Annotated in this window: 27 protein-coding genes; 23 read left to right on the forward strand and 4 right to left on the reverse strand. The window is 57.6% G+C overall.

What is annotated here, in order from left to right; translation table 11 throughout:
• Positions 1–449 precede the first annotated feature (449 nt).
• From AC54XV_RS10980 to AC54XV_RS10995, 4 genes are all read right to left on the reverse strand, one after another.
• Positions 450–656 carry a hypothetical protein gene (locus tag AC54XV_RS10980; protein ID WP_496718615.1) on the reverse strand — a complete coding sequence of 69 codons (207 nt, stop codon included), beginning with the start codon at positions 654–656 and terminating at the stop codon, positions 450–452.
• Positions 657–720: 64 nt separating this feature from the next.
• Complete coding sequence (locus AC54XV_RS10985) at positions 721–1,122, reverse strand: response regulator transcription factor (RefSeq protein WP_496718617.1); 402 nt, start codon at positions 1,120–1,122, stop codon at positions 721–723.
• A gap of 736 nt (positions 1,123–1,858) precedes the next feature.
• Positions 1,859–2,371 (reverse strand): BRCT domain-containing protein, encoded by a 513-nt coding sequence (locus AC54XV_RS10990; protein ID WP_496718619.1) that lies wholly within the window; start codon positions 2,369–2,371, stop codon positions 1,859–1,861.
• 55 nt (positions 2,372–2,426) lie between these two features.
• Positions 2,427–3,125 carry a S24 family peptidase gene (locus tag AC54XV_RS10995; protein WP_496718621.1) on the reverse strand — a complete coding sequence of 233 codons (699 nt, stop codon included), beginning with the start codon at positions 3,123–3,125 and terminating at the stop codon, positions 2,427–2,429.
• Positions 3,126–3,228: 103 nt separating this feature from the next.
• On the opposite strand from AC54XV_RS10995, the gene AC54XV_RS11000 reads away from it, so the two are divergent.
• From AC54XV_RS11000 to AC54XV_RS11110, 23 genes are all read left to right on the forward strand, one after another.
• A complete protein-coding gene (locus tag AC54XV_RS11000) occupies positions 3,229–3,462 on the forward strand; it encodes a transcriptional regulator (protein ID WP_162863760.1) in 234 nt (77 codons plus the stop codon).
• Between the two features lie 224 nt (positions 3,463–3,686).
• A complete protein-coding gene (locus AC54XV_RS11005) occupies positions 3,687–4,355 on the forward strand; it encodes a Rha family transcriptional regulator (protein WP_024639038.1) in 669 nt (222 codons plus the stop codon).
• An 11-nt stretch (positions 4,356–4,366) separates the two neighbouring features.
• A complete protein-coding gene (locus AC54XV_RS11010) occupies positions 4,367–5,140 on the forward strand; it encodes a helix-turn-helix domain-containing protein (protein ID WP_496718937.1) in 774 nt (257 codons plus the stop codon).
• Positions 5,137–5,808 carry a replication protein P gene (locus AC54XV_RS11015; protein ID WP_496718623.1) on the forward strand — a complete coding sequence of 224 codons (672 nt, stop codon included), beginning with the start codon at positions 5,137–5,139 and terminating at the stop codon, positions 5,806–5,808. The genes AC54XV_RS11010 and AC54XV_RS11015 overlap by 4 nt, the downstream gene beginning before the upstream one ends.
• Positions 5,805–6,101, forward strand: a complete 297-nt coding sequence (locus tag AC54XV_RS11020; RefSeq protein ID WP_496718625.1) for a DUF1364 domain-containing protein — start codon at positions 5,805–5,807, stop codon at positions 6,099–6,101. The genes AC54XV_RS11015 and AC54XV_RS11020 overlap by 4 nt, the downstream gene beginning before the upstream one ends.
• Positions 6,098–6,529 carry a VRR-NUC domain-containing protein gene (locus AC54XV_RS11025; protein WP_053481295.1) on the forward strand — a complete coding sequence of 144 codons (432 nt, stop codon included), beginning with the start codon at positions 6,098–6,100 and terminating at the stop codon, positions 6,527–6,529. Before AC54XV_RS11020 ends, AC54XV_RS11025 begins: the two co-directional genes overlap by 4 nt.
• On the forward strand, positions 6,526–6,858 hold the full coding sequence (locus AC54XV_RS11030) for a hypothetical protein (protein ID WP_149036721.1): 333 nt from the start codon (positions 6,526–6,528) through the stop codon (positions 6,856–6,858). Before AC54XV_RS11025 ends, AC54XV_RS11030 begins: the two co-directional genes overlap by 4 nt.
• Positions 6,858–7,169 (forward strand): hypothetical protein, encoded by a 312-nt coding sequence (locus AC54XV_RS11035; protein WP_496718628.1) that lies wholly within the window; start codon positions 6,858–6,860, stop codon positions 7,167–7,169. Before AC54XV_RS11030 ends, AC54XV_RS11035 begins: the two co-directional genes overlap by 1 nt.
• Positions 7,166–8,443 carry a tyrosine-type recombinase/integrase gene (locus AC54XV_RS11040; RefSeq protein ID WP_496718630.1) on the forward strand — a complete coding sequence of 426 codons (1,278 nt, stop codon included), beginning with the start codon at positions 7,166–7,168 and terminating at the stop codon, positions 8,441–8,443. Before AC54XV_RS11035 ends, AC54XV_RS11040 begins: the two co-directional genes overlap by 4 nt.
• 2 nt (positions 8,444–8,445) lie before the next feature.
• Complete coding sequence (locus AC54XV_RS11045; protein WP_198709337.1) at positions 8,446–8,697, forward strand: hypothetical protein; 252 nt, start codon at positions 8,446–8,448, stop codon at positions 8,695–8,697.
• A 56-nt stretch (positions 8,698–8,753) separates the two neighbouring features.
• Entirely contained in the window at positions 8,754–9,020 is a 267-nt protein-coding gene (locus tag AC54XV_RS11050) for a hypothetical protein (RefSeq protein WP_332873717.1), read from the forward strand.
• A 2-nt stretch (positions 9,021–9,022) separates the two neighbouring features.
• Complete coding sequence (locus AC54XV_RS11055; protein WP_024664848.1) at positions 9,023–9,409, forward strand: antiterminator Q family protein; 387 nt, start codon at positions 9,023–9,025, stop codon at positions 9,407–9,409.
• A gap of 124 nt (positions 9,410–9,533) precedes the next feature.
• Positions 9,534–9,905 (forward strand): DUF3450 domain-containing protein, encoded by a 372-nt coding sequence (locus AC54XV_RS11060; RefSeq protein ID WP_016568950.1) that lies wholly within the window; start codon positions 9,534–9,536, stop codon positions 9,903–9,905.
• Positions 9,905–10,243, forward strand: coding sequence for a hypothetical protein (locus AC54XV_RS11065; RefSeq protein ID WP_024650633.1), 339 nt, complete (start codon positions 9,905–9,907; stop codon positions 10,241–10,243). Before AC54XV_RS11060 ends, AC54XV_RS11065 begins: the two co-directional genes overlap by 1 nt.
• 55 nt (positions 10,244–10,298) lie before the next feature.
• Positions 10,299–10,529: an Acb2/Tad1 domain-containing protein gene (locus AC54XV_RS11070; RefSeq protein ID WP_346394631.1), complete on the forward strand. Its 231-nt coding sequence runs from the start codon at positions 10,299–10,301 to the stop codon at positions 10,527–10,529.
• 134 nt (positions 10,530–10,663) lie between these two features.
• Positions 10,664–10,882, forward strand: a complete 219-nt coding sequence (locus AC54XV_RS11075) for a hypothetical protein (protein WP_024642334.1) — start codon at positions 10,664–10,666, stop codon at positions 10,880–10,882.
• 60 nt (positions 10,883–10,942) lie between these two features.
• Entirely contained in the window at positions 10,943–11,302 is a 360-nt protein-coding gene (locus tag AC54XV_RS11080) for a hypothetical protein (RefSeq protein WP_346394632.1), read from the forward strand.
• Positions 11,293–11,688 carry an HNH endonuclease gene (locus AC54XV_RS11085; RefSeq protein WP_346394633.1) on the forward strand — a complete coding sequence of 132 codons (396 nt, stop codon included), beginning with the start codon at positions 11,293–11,295 and terminating at the stop codon, positions 11,686–11,688. Before AC54XV_RS11080 ends, AC54XV_RS11085 begins: the two co-directional genes overlap by 10 nt.
• 167 nt (positions 11,689–11,855) lie before the next feature.
• A complete protein-coding gene (locus tag AC54XV_RS11090) occupies positions 11,856–12,341 on the forward strand; it encodes a phage terminase small subunit P27 family (protein ID WP_010436441.1) in 486 nt (161 codons plus the stop codon).
• Positions 12,342–14,075, forward strand: a complete 1,734-nt coding sequence (locus AC54XV_RS11095; RefSeq protein WP_496718636.1) for a terminase large subunit — start codon at positions 12,342–12,344, stop codon at positions 14,073–14,075.
• Positions 14,072–14,236 carry a hypothetical protein gene (locus AC54XV_RS11100; RefSeq protein WP_085990167.1) on the forward strand — a complete coding sequence of 55 codons (165 nt, stop codon included), beginning with the start codon at positions 14,072–14,074 and terminating at the stop codon, positions 14,234–14,236. Before AC54XV_RS11095 ends, AC54XV_RS11100 begins: the two co-directional genes overlap by 4 nt.
• Positions 14,229–15,539 carry a phage portal protein gene (locus AC54XV_RS11105; RefSeq protein ID WP_060404360.1) on the forward strand — a complete coding sequence of 437 codons (1,311 nt, stop codon included), beginning with the start codon at positions 14,229–14,231 and terminating at the stop codon, positions 15,537–15,539. The genes AC54XV_RS11100 and AC54XV_RS11105 overlap by 8 nt, the downstream gene beginning before the upstream one ends.
• Positions 15,540–15,542: 3 nt before the next feature.
• The gene (locus AC54XV_RS11110; RefSeq protein WP_496718639.1) at positions 15,543–16,385 is read left to right on the forward strand and encodes a head maturation protease, ClpP-related; all 843 of its coding nucleotides are present in this window, start codon (positions 15,543–15,545) and stop codon (positions 16,383–16,385) included.
• Positions 16,386–16,390: the final 5 nt, after the last annotated feature.

Here is a 16,390-nt window from a genome sequence, read left to right on the forward strand (position 1 = left end):
AAGGACGTTCAGCTACCACCAAAGCCACCACCTTTCGTTTTGGCTCGCGCCATGTTTTTTGTAGAGTTTTCAGCAGCAGTTTTCGCAATAACAACTGACGTTCTACCGCTCCGGGGTACGATCCCCGCTTGGGTCATACAACATTTGGACCCTTACCTTTTTTGTTGACCCGGTTATGGTTGCGCAATCTGTCCGGGGGTGCAGGGGGCCGCTTTCGCGGTGTGTACTCATCCGCATCGGGGTGTGATCTGTCGTCCGGTCTGGGCTGCCCGGCTTACTGGCTTTCGCCTCCCACATTCCGCCGCTCCGGTTCCCATCACGGGGCCGTCCATTGCAGGGCAAACAGATCACACTCCGATGCAGCCTGGCGCTATGACAGGGTTCGGGCAGTTTGCGTCAAGCTGACGTCGGTTCCGGTTGTGGCCAGAACCAAATGGTTGAGTCCGGCTTTAATGCCGAGCCTCGCTCTCATTCGTGGAGCGAGCCGACTGCAGAAGTTTTTCTTGAGCTTTTGACCTTTCTACTCGCGCCCCGCCAAGGGTAGTAAGCGCCAGCTCAAGAGCGGTGCTTGCTTCCTCGTAGGCTCGCTGTGCCTCGTCTTCTTGTTTCGCTGCTGCCGCCAGTTCGTTGAACGCGGCTAATTGGGCCTCTGTCATTGCGGTTCCTCCGGTTGATTTCCAGTCTGGCTCTGTCGCCAAGGCCAGCCCTTTAATTTGCTGCTCAGCAGATCGCTGCCACTGGCCGAATCTTGTCCGAGCCCTTACGGCTGATCTTCTGTTCGTACCCGCCCCGGCGTGACTCGGGGGCTCTGCGCTCGCGCCTCATCGATTCATCGCCCAGCACTGCGTGCAGAACGATCACCGACATGAACAACATGCAGAGCGGGGAAATGATCTGCCGGCGCATGGCCTCGGCGATCATCGCTGTCTGGCGATTCACGCCCAGCTTGAACATAGCGACCGACAGCCGTTTGACCACGGTGCCCGGCGCGATGCCGAACGTGCGGGCGATTTCCTTGGCTGTGCAGCCTTGGGCGGCTGACAACAAATACTGCAACTCTCGCGGCGCAAGACCACGGCCGAGGTGGCCTCTCCATGCCCCACATACGATGGTGGTGTCCATTACGTTTTACTCGGTGGTTGTCATCCCAAAGCACCCGGCAAGCCAGGTGCTTTGGTGATGATGTGCACCGCGACCCGCTACTGGCGTCGGTCGCGGCTTGCTGCGTTAGCGATGTTGGTCAGTTGCCCGCTGTTGATTGCAGGGCTAACCGGTCGTTTTCGTAGGTTGGCGGTGAGCTTCCTCCCCAGGGCGTCAATCAACATCTGTATCTGTTCGCCGTGGATCACAGGTCCCTACAACATGCACGCTGCAGCTCGTTTGCCCGGTTAGGTGGGCAGGGTGCATGAGGTCCGGCACCCCTCATCGCCGAAGCTCGGGGGGCTAATTCAAATCTGGTGATGCTCACTCCAAGAAGCCTATAGATGCCCTTTTTGCTGGACCTTTCAGGGAGAGTTCTTGAAGTGCGCCTTTCGGCTTTGCTCGCGTGGCTGATCCTGTATTGCTGGTCGGCTGACGTTTGCTCGGCTTCGAGTCGGCGGGTTCTCCCGCAATAGCCAGTTCCAGAGCTGGCATGGAGATCGAAATTTATTACTCGCGCTTTGCCGTTTCCGGGATCGATCTGCGAGGGTTCTGGGTTTTTAAAGAGCGGTGTCGTAGCGGTTGATCGCTGTGATGGATTAAAATTACCTTACGGTAATACATATGGTCAATACCATTTGGTAATAAATGTTCCGGAGGCGCAAAAAAAACCTGCTCGCGGCAGGTTTTATTTATCGCTTGGCGGTATTTCGAGGGGCTAGGGGGTCTCGCCTGTCGTGATCAGGCTTAGGAATTCGTCGGCGTCAATTATGAATGATCCGGCATCCAGCGCCTTCTCTACCTTGCTCGGCCCTGCGTTCTCGCCGTAACAGAGAAAGGTGAGGTGCTTGCCAGGAGTTTTCATGACCTTCAGGCCGAATTGCACGGCCTTTGCCTCAAGATCTGCTCTAGACGCTGCGCTAAAGCCAGTAAAAAGGATCTGATTTTGACCGCCAGATGGGAGTATTGGGATCTTCCGTTCTGCCAGAGCAGCGGCTCGAGCTAGTTGATCTGGCGTCACTTTTGGTAATGGGGGCGGGGGTGCTGCTTCGTTCAGCAGGTGTTCTGTCCCTGACAGAAACTCAATGATTCGATCCTTCTTGAAGGTCTTTGGAAATGTGTCTTGCGTTGATCGACCCTGAATGTAGAGTGACGTCTCGGACCACCGAATTAGCTCTCGCTCGGTTTCGTCGCCTTTCGCATCGCGGTAAAGAAATCTCAATATCTTCAAAATGCTTACTTCCTTGTCGTCGTTACGAATCCAACATCAGCTAAATCAAGGTGAGTCAGAGGTGTCCGAGTATTTTGCTCGGTGCAAGAATTGTCCCCACGTAATCAATGCGCTCAATCTCAGCCCAGGCGAGTGTTGTGCGCTCGCCATAAGCGGAATTTACCGACATGAGGCTCACGCCATCCTCGGTTTCGAACAGCAGCTCTTTGACCATGCTTTGACCGTCACGTAGCGTCACCATGACGTATTCGCCAGGCACGAGCCTATGACTGGGCTCGCAAACCGCGACCCATCCGCTTCTGATGGCTGGTGCCATCGAGTCACCCTTCAAGCGAAGAGCGTATGCATCTTCATCCCGTGACCATGTTTCGACCCACCCATCGGTAGTGTCCAGCCCTGCCCAGTAACCGTTAGGACCAAGCTGCGCTGTACCCACGATTGCGATCCTTCGAGTAGGTGAGGTGATAGGTGGCCCGACCTCGACGTTGTTACTGAAGTTCTCCGGGATATCAGATCCCTCCAAAGCGTCCAGGGAATACCTTGGAAGCTTGAAAGCCTTCTCCACCTCTCGTGCAAAATCTTCGCCTATCGTCTTTGCGCCCGCTTTCTCTGGTGACGAAAGGTATCTAGAAAGCAGGTTTTGGGGCTTCCCCAGCATTTCTGCAAGACGCGATTGGGCGCCACGTACACCGGTGCCGAATTTCGAATCCATAAGCTTCTGCAGGTTGAGCCTGCGCACTTCACGTATGTCCATGTGGCGATTCTCTTTCGACTATTACTTCTTGGTAAATGACCGGGTGGTATTGATTTAGCTATTACCGATGGGTAATACTTTGACTTCGAAGAGGAGATTCGTGATGCGAATCAAAAACACAGAGATGCTGGACTGGCTTAAGAGCACTCCAGATGAAGTCATTTCCCGGACGGGCACGACTCGCGGTTACCTGCGACAGATCGCCTACGGAAACAAACAGGCCTCAGCAACAGTCGCGTCCGTCCTGGAGCGAGAGACTGAAGGTCTGCTGACAAGAAAGTCACTGCGCCCGGACGACTGGCATGTGATTTGGCCAGAGCTGGCAGAGGCCGCTTGATACGAATTATCCGCTCAGGCGGGAAGGGCAGGTAGTACAGCGGTTGGGCTGTTGATTCATCCAGTATCAAATCCCAGACGAAAAAAAGCCGGTGGCTAGACCGGCTTCTTCAACAACAAACAACGTGAGGTAGCTGGATTATGCACACCACACCACTCCCATGCAATACCGGCCATGGTGCGGCCCCTGGATCTGTCGAGCAACAAAACCTGACGCGCCAGTTAATGTCGTCGCGTGAAATTGCAGAACTGACTGGCAAGCAACACAAGAACGTCAAGCGCGACGTCGCCGCCATGCTCGCCGAGTTGAAGATAGGTGCGCTCAATTTTGAGCACACCTATCTGGACGGGCAGAACCGTAAGCAGACCGAGTACCTCCTTGATCGCGAGCACACTGACTGCTTGCTAACCGGGTACAGCGCCGAGTTGCGAATGAAGGTGATCTTGCGCTGGCGGGAGTTAGAGGGTCAGCTGATCGGCCGACTGCGTATACCGACTTCATTCGCCGAAGCTCTGCGGCTGGCTGCCGACCAAGTCGAACAGAACCGGAAACTGCAATTCGTCATCGACAAACAGGCTCCGAAGGTCGCAGCCATCAATCGCCTGGCCAACGCCGGCGGCGCCATCTGTATCAGCGATGCGGCCAAGCAACTGCAACTTGCCCCGTCAGCGCTATTTGCGTGGCTGCACCAGCACCGATGGATATTCCGGCGCGGTGGCTCTGGTCGTTGGACTGCGTACCAACCCCGCATCACAACTGGCTTGATGGTGCACAAAGTCACTGCGCTCAAGCCCGATCCAGAAACAGGCGCAGACCGCGCTGCATTTGATCCTCTCATCACAACCAAAGGCTTGGCATTGCTGGCTGAACAAAATATTGGAGCGTCTTCGTGAGCGTTCAGGCAATGGCGTGGGCGCTACAGATCCCGCGCGTGACCCTTTCTGATTCCAGCGCCCGGCACGTCCTGCTTTGCCTGGCCAACTACGCCGGTACGGACGGACGCGGGGCGTTCCCTTCGGCCACTACCCTGAGCGAAGACACTGGCCTTTCCGAGCGCACAGTTCGTTCCAAGCTTGAGCTGTTGAGGGCGTCTGAACTGATCGTTCCAGGCAACCAAGCGCTGGCCGCCGTGTACATCGAACGTCATGACCGACGCCCAGTCGTCTATGACTTGCCGATAAAGCGGGGTGCAAATACCGCACCCCGCACTGAACGGGGTGCAGATGACGGCACGGGGTGCAAATTACAGCAGAACGGGGTGCAGAATTCGGCAGAACGGGGTGCGAAATCTGCACCCAATACGTCACTTAACCATCAATTAACCGAACAGCAGCAGCCGCGCGAGATTTCGGACGTTATCGATCAGCAGGACAAGCAGGCCCTGGAGTCGACCGATGATCGCCAGCGCTTCGCCATGTTCGCCGACTGGGCACCGGACAGCCGTTACCTGATCGCCCAGGCTCAGATTGCTGGCGTCAAGCCTGCCGATATCCCTGACGCACTGATCCGCAGCTTCATCGGCTGGTTTGTGGCCAAGCAGAACACCGTAGACACATCCGCCGGTTGGTGTAACCGCTTGGTGGGTTGGTACGTGAAAGAGCGTGCCAAAGGCTCACTGTCAGCCGATGAAGAATCGGCAGTCGGCGGCGACTGGGCGTCCAAGGGGGTGATCCTGTGAATGGGCCTGTTCGAGCTGGTTATCTGGTCCAGAATCGGCGAACCGATCCGACCTACACCCCATCGCCTGCGGTCTCTGTCGAGATCGACCCGGCCACCCGCCAAGTGATCGACGAATTGTTTCTGCGGCTGCGCGGAGCTTGCGGCGCATGGAGGCAGTCTTGGCCGACCGAGGAGGTGATGAACGCCGCAAAGCTGGAGTGGCTGGCGGAATTCATGCGCTCTGGGATCAACTCAATGGATCAACTGCGCCACGGTATGCGCATGGTCAGCGCGAGCAAATCGGCATTCGTGCCGGCGCCTGGCGTGTTCGTGAGCTGGTGTTTTGCTCCAGAGGGTCTTGGCCTGCCCAGCGTCGAGGTCGCGTATTCCCAAGCTCTGCGTAACTCACACCCAGGCATGGAAGGGCGCGGTAAGTGGTTTCACCCGGCGATCTACCACGCCACTGCTGCCGCTGGATTCCTGAGCCTGCAAACGCTTCCTCGCGACTTGGGTATGACCCGCTTTGAGCAGAAATACCTCGAGCAGTGCCGCAAGATCTGGCGGGGCGAAGAGTTGCCGCCAGTGCCTGTTGCGCAGCTCGCCGCGCCCGGCAAATCAATCACTCCCGAAGTGGGTAACAAGGCGTTGGCCGAACTCCGTGCCAAGCGCAGCGGAGACACGAAATGAGCAAACTCACCAACGCAGCGCGTGACCGCGAATGCCAGATCCGTTACCCAGGATGCTCGAGCGAATCCTCGACCACCGTGCTCGCCCATTACCGACTGGCTGGTACTTGCGGCATGGGCATCAAGCCAAACGACCTGCAGGCCGCTTGGGCGTGTGCGTACTGCCACGACATCGCCGATGGCCGCCTGAGCGCCCCGGCGGTTCTGAGCCGCAATGAAGTCCGCCTGTTCCACGCCGAGGGTGTCATGCGTACTCAGGACGCGCTCATTCGTGAAGGGAAGGTGTCACCGTGAAGCCCGCCGAAATGACGTTGTTCAAACCGAAGCGCACCCGCGCCAAGTCCGTCGACCGTGAAGGCCTGGAGCAGGCAGCGCTGCTGCGCGAGCTCAAGCTGCGTATGCCTCTGGTGGCGGCGCTGATCTACCACGTTCCCAACGGTGGCCATCGGCACAAGCTGGTTGCGATCAAGCTGAAAGAGCAGGGCGTGCGTGCTGGTGTTCCCGATCTGGTGCTGCCCATGGCCCGAGGTGGTTACTTCGGCCTTTACATCGAGTTCAAGGCCACACCACCGCACGACGCCGCTGTATCGGGCAGCCAGTACGAGTGGATACGCCAACTCGGCGAGCAAGGCTATCTGGCGATCGTCTGCCGTGGGCACTTCGACGCGATGGAGCAAATCCGCGCATACCTCCGACTTCCTCAGACCGTGGTGGCTGCATGAGAAATTTCTACATTCGCTGGGCAATGAGCACTTGGTTCGGCTTGGTCCAACTGTACAAGTACTGCCCTGAGTGGGATGCGGCATTGAATCGCCTTATCGACAAACACTGGCAAACGGTTTCGATTGAAGGATGCACAGCCAGGTTCGGCACGGTCGACGTATGGATTGCGAACCGGTATTACGCGTTCGGGCATGAATGGGGCAGTGGCCAACACTTCAGGCCGTCAGTTCACACTATGCGTCGACTGGCTTCCTTGATCAGCCATTTGGAAGGTCTGCAACTGGAGAAGGAAAAAGAAACCCGCCGCAAGAGAATGGAGCGCTACTGATGAGCAATCAATTCAAGCCTGGTGATCTGGCTATCATCGTTGGTGCCAACTCGCTGACCCAAAACATCGGCAAGCAGTGTGAGCTGCGCGAATTCGTTACCAGCGGCGACTTTTACGTGGCCCCGAACGGCGAGGTTTATCGCCATGACGACGTCCCGTGCTGGACGCTGGTGGGTGACGGATTGGTTGCGGTGGTTGAGGGCGAGGTTGTGGACCTTGATTTAGGCATTCACGAGCCGCGGCACCTGATGCCCCTACGCGACGACTTTGCCTCGGAGCAGCAGAAGGTCAAGGAGGCGCAGCCAGCATGACGGCCGCCGTTCGCATCACCGACGCCGAAATCAAGCGCCAGGCTGCTGGCACCGAGCGGGACCTGCGCGACGTGGAGAACCGTGGCCTGTACCTGCGCTTCACCCGGGACCGTGCGCGGGCGTCGTGGTATTTGGTCAGCAAGGGCAAATGGAACCTGGTCGGACGCTTTCCCGATCTGTCAGCGAAACAGGTCGTTGCGGCTCTTCCTGGCATTCGCCTTCGCATTGATGCCGGTGACAACTCCACGCTATCCAAATGGGCAACGACAGGCGAGCTGCTGGGCTGGTTCGCCGAGCGGTATTCGCTCGACCGAAGCCTGTCGAAGAAACGCAAGGACACCAGTGCGTCGATGCTCAGGTGTCACCTCATACCATGCTTGGGGGACGTTGCGCTGGCCAGCATCGACAAAGCCACGCTGGACAGCCAGCTGATTTGGCCGATGCAGCAGACCGTTGAAATCGACTACGTCCGATCCGCCTTCCAGCTGCTTGCCTTGGCGTTCCGGCAGGCATTCAAACTGCGGTTGATATCGGCCAACCCGATGCAGGACATCAAGTTCAAAGACTTCTCAACAGCCAAGGTCGGCATTAAGGCGTCCAGGCTTCGCGGCACTCAGTTGCAGGACCTGCTCCACCATTTGGCCGAGGTCATAGAGTGCAATCCGCTCGACGGCATGTTGGCCGTGATGATGCTCTGCCACGGCACCCGCATTGGCGAGACGCGGCAAGCGCGCTGGTCGCACATCAGCCTGGCAGAGCGCGAGTGGTTCATTCCAGGCGAGAACACCAAGACAGGCGTCGAGCATCATCTGCCTCTCACAGATCAGGTGCGGCAGTTGCTGATCTGGTATCGCGACAGGCAACAGGCTGCCGGGTATGACGGACAGTTCCTGTTCCCGGGGCGCGCAGGTGAAGGACTCAGCGAGGGCCGCGCCAGCGCGGTATTTGCTCGGATAGGGAAGGGCGATTGGACCAGCCACGATCTGCGCAAACTGGCTCGCACCTGCTGGGCAGACATCGGTATCGACCACCTGATCGGTGAGCTGCTGATCAACCACGCCATGGGCCACAACGTGAAGGTTTACGTTCAGTCGGGCGTGATGGCGCGCAAGCGGGATGCACTGGAGAAGTGGAACGCCCATCTAGACGGAAAGGGCTTTGGCCGCATTCACGCATTGACCGGCTTTAGATTCGAAGATTCTGATAATCGCCTACAGACCACGGATGACGTGGCTTGCAGCGCAGATGCCAACACCACCATAGGCGAGGTTTAAAAATGATGATTTCGCACGATAGCGCCTTGGCTTTGGCATATGCGCTTCAGAAAACCGATACAGGAATTTCCTCTCCGTCGACCTTCCGTCGCGAGTTCGACCGCTCAAAAGTCTTCATGGTGATGAAGCAGAACGTCGACGACTTCACCCGGCTGACGGTCGTAATGGATGGCGGTCACCGTTTCGATATCGACAGCGACAAGGTCACGTTCAATATCGACCTCGCTGCCGATTGGCTGGTTGGTGAAGGATGAGGAAGAGTCACGGGCCTGACCTGCGTCGTCGAGTGATCCCACTAAAGACTTGCGATATGTGTCGTGGTCGCGCAGTCATCAAAGGCGTTTTCCACGATCTTGACTGCATCGCCTGCAATGCATCGGGCTGGGTACGGCAAGACAACGGCGAAGCGTTGGAGGCTCAGGAATTGATTACTCAACTGAGCTTCAATCTTCAGAAAGCCATGAAACAGCTTGCCCAGTTCGTTGACCTTAATCAGACCGTCGATGCCGCTACCGCCAGGCATTACCAACAGAACAACCGTCTGGGTGCAGGCGGAACACATTACACAGGGGATTGACCATGAAAAAGCGTACATACGTCGACAAGCCATTGGGCGACACCGAATACCTGCTGGAAAACTGGGGCTCCTGGCGGATGTCTGGCATGGGCGTGCCGCGCTATGTCTCCCCACTGGCAGCGTTGAGGAACCAGTGCTGCCCAGAGCCGAGCGCAATGACTTATGTCATCACCGACGACACGGCAATGCTTGTGGATTCCGCTATCGCAAGGCTGATCGCGCGCAACCAGCAGATGGGTGATTTCATCTGGTGGTATTTCGGTTCGAAGTGGACGATGGTCCGTATCGCTGAGACTCACAAGATGTCGGAGCGGTCAGCACGCGAAATCATCCGTCAAGGGGTGGCATGGCTTGACGGTGCTTTGGGGAATTTTTGCGAGGCAGCGTAAAAAGTTCTTTCAGGCCTGATAAACACCTGTTTTGATGGCACGGTGTTTAGCTGTTCCAGCGCGGCACCCACCCAATTCCAAAGGCTCGCCATATCGGCGGGCCTTTTTCATTTCTGGAGTAACGATGGACCCGACCGACCTCGGCCCAGGCACAGCTACCTGGCTGGGCGGAACGGGCACCATTCTGCTGGGTGGCTTCCTGTGGTTGAGGAAGTTCCTCTCAAGGGATGCGACCGATCGCGCCATGGACAACGCCGATATCGGCACCGTCCGCAGGCTTAACGAACTGCTCGACTCGGAGCGCCAGGCCCGCAAAGAAGCCGAGGCCCGAGCCGATCAGTTCGCCAAAGAACGCAACGAGCTGGCTGCCGCTGTTGGCCGTATGGAAGGGAAGATCGAAGCCCTGACCGGCCAGGTTGCCCAGCTCACTGACAAGGTGACCAGCCAAAGCGCTGAGATAGCACGTCTGCGTTCACAGCTCGGAGGTATCAACTGATGGAAAGATGCGTTAGAGACTTCATCGCCCGGCGGTGGTGGCGTCGCCTTGAAGTATGGGTGATTGCCTCGCTGCTGGTGACTGGATCGTTTGCTCTGGGCTTCGGCGCGTCGCAATGGTCGCTTGCCAGTTGGTACAGCGCCCAGGTCGCCGAGGTGCGCAGGGGTTACGACGAGGCCACGGTGCAGCGCGACATGCGCCTGAACAAGTTGGCCAAGACCGCGACCGATGCAGCCGTAAAGGTTGAGGGTGCAGCAGGGAAGGCCACGGAGGCGGCAGAGGTGGCCAGCAAGGCGGCCGACAAGGTCAACGAGGCGGTAGAGCGGCAGACGCCTTAGCGCGCCACAGATTCAGACACTGCCATTTCGTGGCGCGAACGACAGAGGAAAAATCATGGATAACCAGCACAAGAAAATCACCGGCTACCGCGACCTGAGCCAGTCGGAGATCGATGGTATGAACTCGATCAAGGTCTTGGAGGCTGACACCGGCGAGCTGTTCAAGCAGATCGGCCAGATTGAAGGCGTTGATCCTCGATTGCTAGCTTTAGCCAAGACGAACCTGCAACAGGGCTTCATGTGGTTTGTGCGATCCATCGCCAAGCCTGCTGACCCGTTCAGTTGAAGAAGTCTTGGCTCGTCCATGCGCCTGGCTACCCACCTTTCCCAATGATCCCCATGGGTTCAGCACTCACTCATGCCGAGGCACTGGCATGCGCCCGGGTGATCTGGCCGACCGCAACCGTAGAGTGAGTAGATATGAAGAGTTCCACCCAAAGCAATCTCAGCTACCTGCTGTCGTCCCGGCCACTGGTCGTGAAGCGCAGCGGCCAGCATGTGTGCCTGCATGACGCTTTCAGTGGCGAGGTGCTGGGTGGGCAGAGCAGCGTCAAGCTAATCCAGAATCCTGGCGAAGCAACCCGTCTGGTCGTTGAGTTCGTCTGCGATGGCACCCATGTGCGCATGGATGGTGAGTGATGGCATGTGGTGGATGCGCAGCCCGGCGCGAGTGGATCAAGAAGTGGAGCAAGGTGGCATATGAACGAGCACAGCAACTCATTGCTAAGCCAGATACAAAAGCTGACACCGAGCAAGGGCGATCTGCTGGTGATCTACCCAGAGAAACCTATGACAATCCTCCAGCACGAACGAGTGACCAAGAGCCTTGAGCCATTTGCTAAGCGGATTGGGTGCAACCTGCTGGTAAGTCAACCTGGCATTCAGGTGGTTCTGCAGCCGAACGGTGCTGCGATCCTTGAAGAGATGCGCAAGCAAACTGAATTACTTCGGCTGATGACAGAGCAACAGATGCTTCTGATCAACGCCCTGAGTGAAGAAGAGCCAGAAGACCCTGATGCACCGGCCCACACTTACCTGGACGGCACACCATGCCTTTGAGGCCGCAGAAGCCATGCAATGCCCAAGGCTGCAACACATTGACCCGCAACCCTCGGTACTGTGACGCCCACAAGGATGTAAGCAAGCAGTTCGAAGTGAAGCAGCGTGAGAAGCAGCGCGAGACCAGCAGCCAGCGCGGCTACAGCTATAAGTGGCAGCAGGCACGTAAGTCCTACCTTGCCAAACATCCGCTGTGCGCTGAGTGCGAACGCCAAGGATTGGTAGTCGTGGCAACTGACCTCGATCACATCGTGCCTCACGGCGGTGACAAGGATGCCTTCTGGGTTCGATCCAACTGGCAAGGCCTGTGCCACGCATGTCATAGCAGGAAGACGGCGGCAGAGGACGGCGGATGGGGCAACCCCCAGGCTGTCCGGCCCCGATGAGCGAAACGAGAACGATTCTCGTCAGATTTCACGAAAACGCACCGATATGGTGCGTGCACCAGTCTGGTGCGGTGGGGGAGGGTCATAAGTCTGGTGCCTTTGGCTTCTAGACCGCGCCCTCAGTCGTTTTTTTACACCCGCGAAATTAAAAATTCTGGAGTTGCGCGATGGGAGGTACCGCCACGGTCGCCGGCCGTGGTCGCAAACCCAAGCCGACCGCCAAGAAAGCACTAGCCGGAAATCCCGGCAAACGCGCGCTGAATAAGGCCGAGCCCGCTTTTTCGAAGATCACAAATGTTGATCCGCCCGAATGGCTCAGCGACCGCGCTTCGCAGATGTGGAAGATGATTGTTCCCGAGCTTCTGCGCGAAAACGTGGTTGCGATAACTGATTTACACAACGTCGAAGCGTTCTGCGTTGCATACGACAACTGGCGAATGGCGCAGCAGTCAGTCCAGGCCCACGGCATCGTGGTTACCGGTGCCACCGGCGGACCGATGAAAAACCCGGCACTGACCGCGGCGAACGAAACGATGCGGCAAATGGTTACGTTCGGGTCGATGCTCGGCCTTGATCCAGCCAGCCGCACACGTCTGATCGGAGGAAACAAGGAAAAAGAGACCAACGAATTCGCCGAACTATTGAGATCCTGAATGGCCAAGTCCGCCCACCCCAACGTTGATAAAGCGATGGTGTGGGGTAGGTCTCTGCTGCGTGGGAAAGTGCCAGCTTGTCGCTACATCCATCAAGCAGTGCAGCGCCATTTCGATGACATGGCAGCCAGCCGCAAGCGCGGGTTCAGATTCAAGTTCGATCCAGCGAAGGCTGAGAAAAAACTCAAGCTGATTCAGCTATTGCCGCATACCAAGGGTGAATGGGCGTTCAAGCGTCAGCGAATCAGCCTTGAGCCATGGCAGCTTTTCGGTCTCGCCGTCACCTTCGGCTGGGTCAAGAAGAAGGGCGGGTACCGCCGGTTTCGTGAGAGCTACTGGGAGATTCCCCGCAAGAACGGAAAGTCGGTAGTTGCGGCCGGTGTCGGCATCAGCATGTTCGTTGCGGATGGTGAGTACGGCGCCGAGGTGTACGCAGGTGCCACCACTGAGAAGCAGGCTTGGGAGGTTTTCCGCCCTGCGAAACTGATGGTGGCCAAGTCACCGATGCTGGTCCAGGCGGCGGGCATTGAGGTCAACGCCTCGAACATGAATATTCCGTCCGACTTCAGTCGCTTCGAGCCACTTATTGGCGACCCTGGTGACGGCGCATCACCCAGTTGCGCGATCGTGGACGAATATCATGAGCACCGCACCTCGGCCCAGTACGACACCATGCTCACCGGTATGGGCGCCCGCCGGCAACCGCTGATGTTCATCATCACCACTTCCGGCGCCGATATCGAGGGGCCTTGCTACGACAAGCGTCGCCAGGTCATTGAGATGCTGGAGGGCACTGTCCCAGACGATGAACTGTTCGGCTGGATCTGGACGCTTGATGAGGGCGACGATTGGACCGACCCCAAGATGTTGGCCAAGGCCAACCCCAACCACGGCGTGTCAGTGTTCCAGGAATACCTGGAAAGCCAGCAGGCGCGGGCGATCCGCTCGGCTCGGTTCACCAACACCTTCAAAACGAAGCACCTCAACCTTTGGGTGAGCGCCAAGTCTGGCTTCTTCAACATGCAGGACTGGAAGTCCTGCGAGGACACCTCCCTTACGCTCGATCGATTCGAGGGGCAAGAGTGGATCGCCGGTTTCGACCTTGCGCGAAAGCTGGACATGAACTCGAGGGCGCGCCTGTTTTGGAAGGTGATCGACGGAAAGACTCACTACTACAGCGTGGCTCCCAAGTTTTGGGTGCCATACGACACCGCTTATGACAGCGACAACAAGCGCATGTCCGAGCGCTTCCAGGCCTGGCTGAACTCGAAACACCTTGAGGTCACCGATGGAGCCGAGATCGATTACCGCGAAATCCTCGAAGACACCAAAGAGGCAAACAAACACGCACCGCTGCGCGAGTCGCCGATTGACCCACACGGTGCTACTGGGTTGAGCCATGACCTCGACGACGAGGGTTTCAACCCGGTCACCATCACCCAGAACTACACCAACATGTCCGACGCCATGAAAGAGCTGGAAGCGGCTATCACCGCTGGAAGGTTCCACCATGACGGCAATCCGATCATGACCTGGTGTATCGGCAACGTGATCGGCAAAAACATGCCCGGTAACGACGACGTAGTACGGCCCATCAAACAGGGCGATGACAACAAGATCGATGGCGCTGTTGCACTGATCATGTCGGTCGGGCGGGCGATGATGCAAGTCGTTGCCGGCGATGGCGGCGTGGACCGATTCATGGATTCAATCCGGGACCCAATATTCGAATGAACACAGCATCAATTATTTACCTGCTGACTGCAGTGCTGGGCTTTGCCCTTGCTGTGGCAGGCGTTTACGTGCTGCTTGGCGTGGGCTGGGCGCTCCTTGCCGCCGCTTCGTCGTGCTTCGTAGCGGCAGCTTTCATTCGAAGGGGGCTGACCGGTGGCTAAGTCTTTCAAATCCGTCTTGAGCGGTGCAATCAACGCGCCTCGGTCATCGATAATCGATTGGGTGGGCAGGTCTCTCTCCGGCAGCGCGTCCGGAATTTGGGCTCAAACCGTGGGCAGCACATCCGCCAACGGCAAAACCGTGACGATCAACAAAGCCATGCGCCTGGCCGCTTGCTGGTCTTGCGTGCGCCTCATCTCCGAAACGATCGCAACGCTGCCGCTCGGCCTATACCGGCGCATGCCTGATGGCGGTCGTGAGGTGGCCGGTGACAATGACCTGCACTGGATTCTCAACACCAACCCGAACAGTCGCATGACTGCTGTGCAGTTTTGGGAGGCCGTAGTAGCTTCGATGCTGCTGCGGGGTAACGCTTTTGTCGAGATCATACGTATAAGCGGCCGGATCGTAGCGCTTGAGTTTCTGCTACCCAACCGCATGGATTTGGATGTCGCGGACAACGGCGAGATTCTTTACCGGTACCGGGAAAAAAACGGGCAGCTCCGCGATATTGCTGGCAGCAACATGATGCATATTCCGGCGTTCTCTCTGGATGGACAAATCGGGCTCTCACCCATCGCCTACGGCGCAGACGTGTTCGGCGCGGCAATGTCGGCCGAGGACGTTGCAAGCTCCACGTTCAAAAACGGCATGCACCAAACCGTGGCCTTTGAGGTGGATGCAACGCTGAACAAGCAGCAGCGCGACGATTTTCGCGACTATGTTCAACGCATCAGCGGGGCGATGAATGCCGGCAAATCACCGGTGCTGGAAAAGGGTGTATCCGCCAAGGTGATTGGTATTAATCCAGTGGACGCTCAGCTGTTGGAGTCTCGAGAGTACAGCGCCGAGGAGATCTGTCGCTTTTACATGGTGGACCCGACGCTGGTCGGTTACAGCGATAAGGCATCGAATTGGGGGACAGGCCTTGAGCAGAAACTGCTTCGATTCCTGACCTTCACGCTGCGCAGCTACATGCGCCGCATCGAGGAAGGTATCAGTCGCAGTTTGCTGGCGCCTGCGCAGCGCCGTCAGATTTACCCCGAGTTTTCCATCGAAGGCTTGATGCGGGCCGATAGCGCCGCACGAGCAGCGCTGTATTCGGGCATGGTGCAGAACGGCATTTACACGCGCGACGAATGCCGCATGAAAGAGAACCTGCCCAAAATGGGCGGAAATGCCGGTGTGCTAACTGTGCAAACCAACCTTTCGCCGATCGACAAACTGGGTCAGGGCGATGACGGGCAAGCCGCAAGGGCTGCTCTACAGAACTGGCTAGATCAGCCGGCAAACTCGAAGGAATAAGCCATGCAACCAAAATCCAAGGCTGGCAGTTTTAACTGCGAGCTGAGCCCGCGCGCGCTCGACAAATGGAATCCCGCCATCAAAGCGGCCGTGGAGTCCACCAGCGATACCATCACCATCTACGGCGTTATCGGCCAGGACTGGTATGGGGAAGGCGTTACCGTCTCGCGCATCGACGCGGCCCTTCGCTCAATCGGCGACAAGCCCGCCACCGTGTACATCAATTCGCCAGGTGGCGACATGTTCGAAGGCCTGGCCATCTACAACCGGCTCCGAGAGCACAGCCAAGCGATCACCACCAAGGTTCTGGGCTTGGCCGCATCGGCTGCATCGGTGATTTACATGGCCGGCGCCAAACGGGAAGTGGCCAGCAGCGGGTTTCTCATGATCCACAACTGCTGGACGCTTGCAGTCGGCAACCGCCATGACTTGCGCGATGTCGCGAACACCATGGAAGAGTTCGACGCTGCGATGGCAGACCTTTACTCGGAAGGCAGCGGCCAGGCCGTTGCTGACATTGCCGAGATGATGGATGACGAGACGTTCATACGCGGCCGACGAGCAGTTGAGCTCGGCTTTGCAACTGCCGTTCTCTCTTCTGACGAAATCACCGAGCGTGAAGACGAGCAGTCCCAGCAGAGTAACGCGCTGAAAGCCATGGATATCGCTTTGGCAAAAGCCGGAATGGCCCGCAGCGAACGCCGCGAACTCTTCGCCAATTTCAAGTCCAGCACGCCGCGCGCTGCTGGCGGGGGTACGCAATACGCTGCCTCGTCCGATAAGCCCCGCGCTGTCGAGCTGGACCTGTCACCCCTGCCAAAACTCAACTTTTCCTTTCCCGTATGAGGCTT

The organism is Pseudomonas fragariae (ex Marin et al. 2024), from assembly GCF_059621105.1.

Excerpts from the sequence above, each read along its gene's own strand:
- AC54XV_RS11055 (WP_024664848.1), top strand. The coding sequence starts at position 9,023 with ATGAAAAAGCGTACATACGTCGACAAGCCATTGGGCGACACCGAATAC.
- AC54XV_RS10980 (WP_496718615.1), bottom strand. The coding sequence starts at position 656 with ATGACAGAGGCCCAATTAGCCGCGTTCAACGAACTGGCGGCAGCAGCG.
- AC54XV_RS11060 (WP_016568950.1), top strand. The coding sequence starts at position 9,534 with ATGGACCCGACCGACCTCGGCCCAGGCACAGCTACCTGGCTGGGCGGA.
- AC54XV_RS11045 (WP_198709337.1), top strand. The coding sequence starts at position 8,446 with ATGATGATTTCGCACGATAGCGCCTTGGCTTTGGCATATGCGCTTCAG.
- AC54XV_RS11005 (WP_024639038.1), top strand. The coding sequence starts at position 3,687 with ATGTCGTCGCGTGAAATTGCAGAACTGACTGGCAAGCAACACAAGAAC.
- AC54XV_RS11040 (WP_496718630.1), top strand. The coding sequence starts at position 7,166 with ATGACGGCCGCCGTTCGCATCACCGACGCCGAAATCAAGCGCCAGGCT.
- AC54XV_RS11095 (WP_496718636.1), top strand. The coding sequence starts at position 12,342 with ATGGCCAAGTCCGCCCACCCCAACGTTGATAAAGCGATGGTGTGGGGT.
- AC54XV_RS10985 (WP_496718617.1), bottom strand. The coding sequence starts at position 1,122 with ATGGACACCACCATCGTATGTGGGGCATGGAGAGGCCACCTCGGCCGT.
- AC54XV_RS11030 (WP_149036721.1), top strand. The coding sequence starts at position 6,526 with ATGAGAAATTTCTACATTCGCTGGGCAATGAGCACTTGGTTCGGCTTG.
- AC54XV_RS11090 (WP_010436441.1), top strand. The coding sequence starts at position 11,856 with ATGGGAGGTACCGCCACGGTCGCCGGCCGTGGTCGCAAACCCAAGCCG.
- AC54XV_RS11010 (WP_496718937.1), top strand. The coding sequence starts at position 4,367 with ATGGCGTGGGCGCTACAGATCCCGCGCGTGACCCTTTCTGATTCCAGC.
- AC54XV_RS11110 (WP_496718639.1), top strand. The coding sequence starts at position 15,543 with ATGCAACCAAAATCCAAGGCTGGCAGTTTTAACTGCGAGCTGAGCCCG.
- AC54XV_RS11020 (WP_496718625.1), top strand. The coding sequence starts at position 5,805 with ATGAGCAAACTCACCAACGCAGCGCGTGACCGCGAATGCCAGATCCGT.
- AC54XV_RS11085 (WP_346394633.1), top strand. The coding sequence starts at position 11,293 with ATGCCTTTGAGGCCGCAGAAGCCATGCAATGCCCAAGGCTGCAACACA.
- AC54XV_RS11075 (WP_024642334.1), top strand. The coding sequence starts at position 10,664 with ATGAAGAGTTCCACCCAAAGCAATCTCAGCTACCTGCTGTCGTCCCGG.
- AC54XV_RS11100 (WP_085990167.1), top strand. The coding sequence starts at position 14,072 with ATGAACACAGCATCAATTATTTACCTGCTGACTGCAGTGCTGGGCTTT.
- AC54XV_RS11065 (WP_024650633.1), top strand. The coding sequence starts at position 9,905 with ATGGAAAGATGCGTTAGAGACTTCATCGCCCGGCGGTGGTGGCGTCGC.
- AC54XV_RS10995 (WP_496718621.1), bottom strand. The coding sequence starts at position 3,125 with ATGGACATACGTGAAGTGCGCAGGCTCAACCTGCAGAAGCTTATGGAT.
- AC54XV_RS11050 (WP_332873717.1), top strand. The coding sequence starts at position 8,754 with ATGTGTCGTGGTCGCGCAGTCATCAAAGGCGTTTTCCACGATCTTGAC.
- AC54XV_RS11080 (WP_346394632.1), top strand. The coding sequence starts at position 10,943 with ATGAACGAGCACAGCAACTCATTGCTAAGCCAGATACAAAAGCTGACA.
- AC54XV_RS11070 (WP_346394631.1), top strand. The coding sequence starts at position 10,299 with ATGGATAACCAGCACAAGAAAATCACCGGCTACCGCGACCTGAGCCAG.
- AC54XV_RS11000 (WP_162863760.1), top strand. The coding sequence starts at position 3,229 with ATGCGAATCAAAAACACAGAGATGCTGGACTGGCTTAAGAGCACTCCA.
- AC54XV_RS11035 (WP_496718628.1), top strand. The coding sequence starts at position 6,858 with ATGAGCAATCAATTCAAGCCTGGTGATCTGGCTATCATCGTTGGTGCC.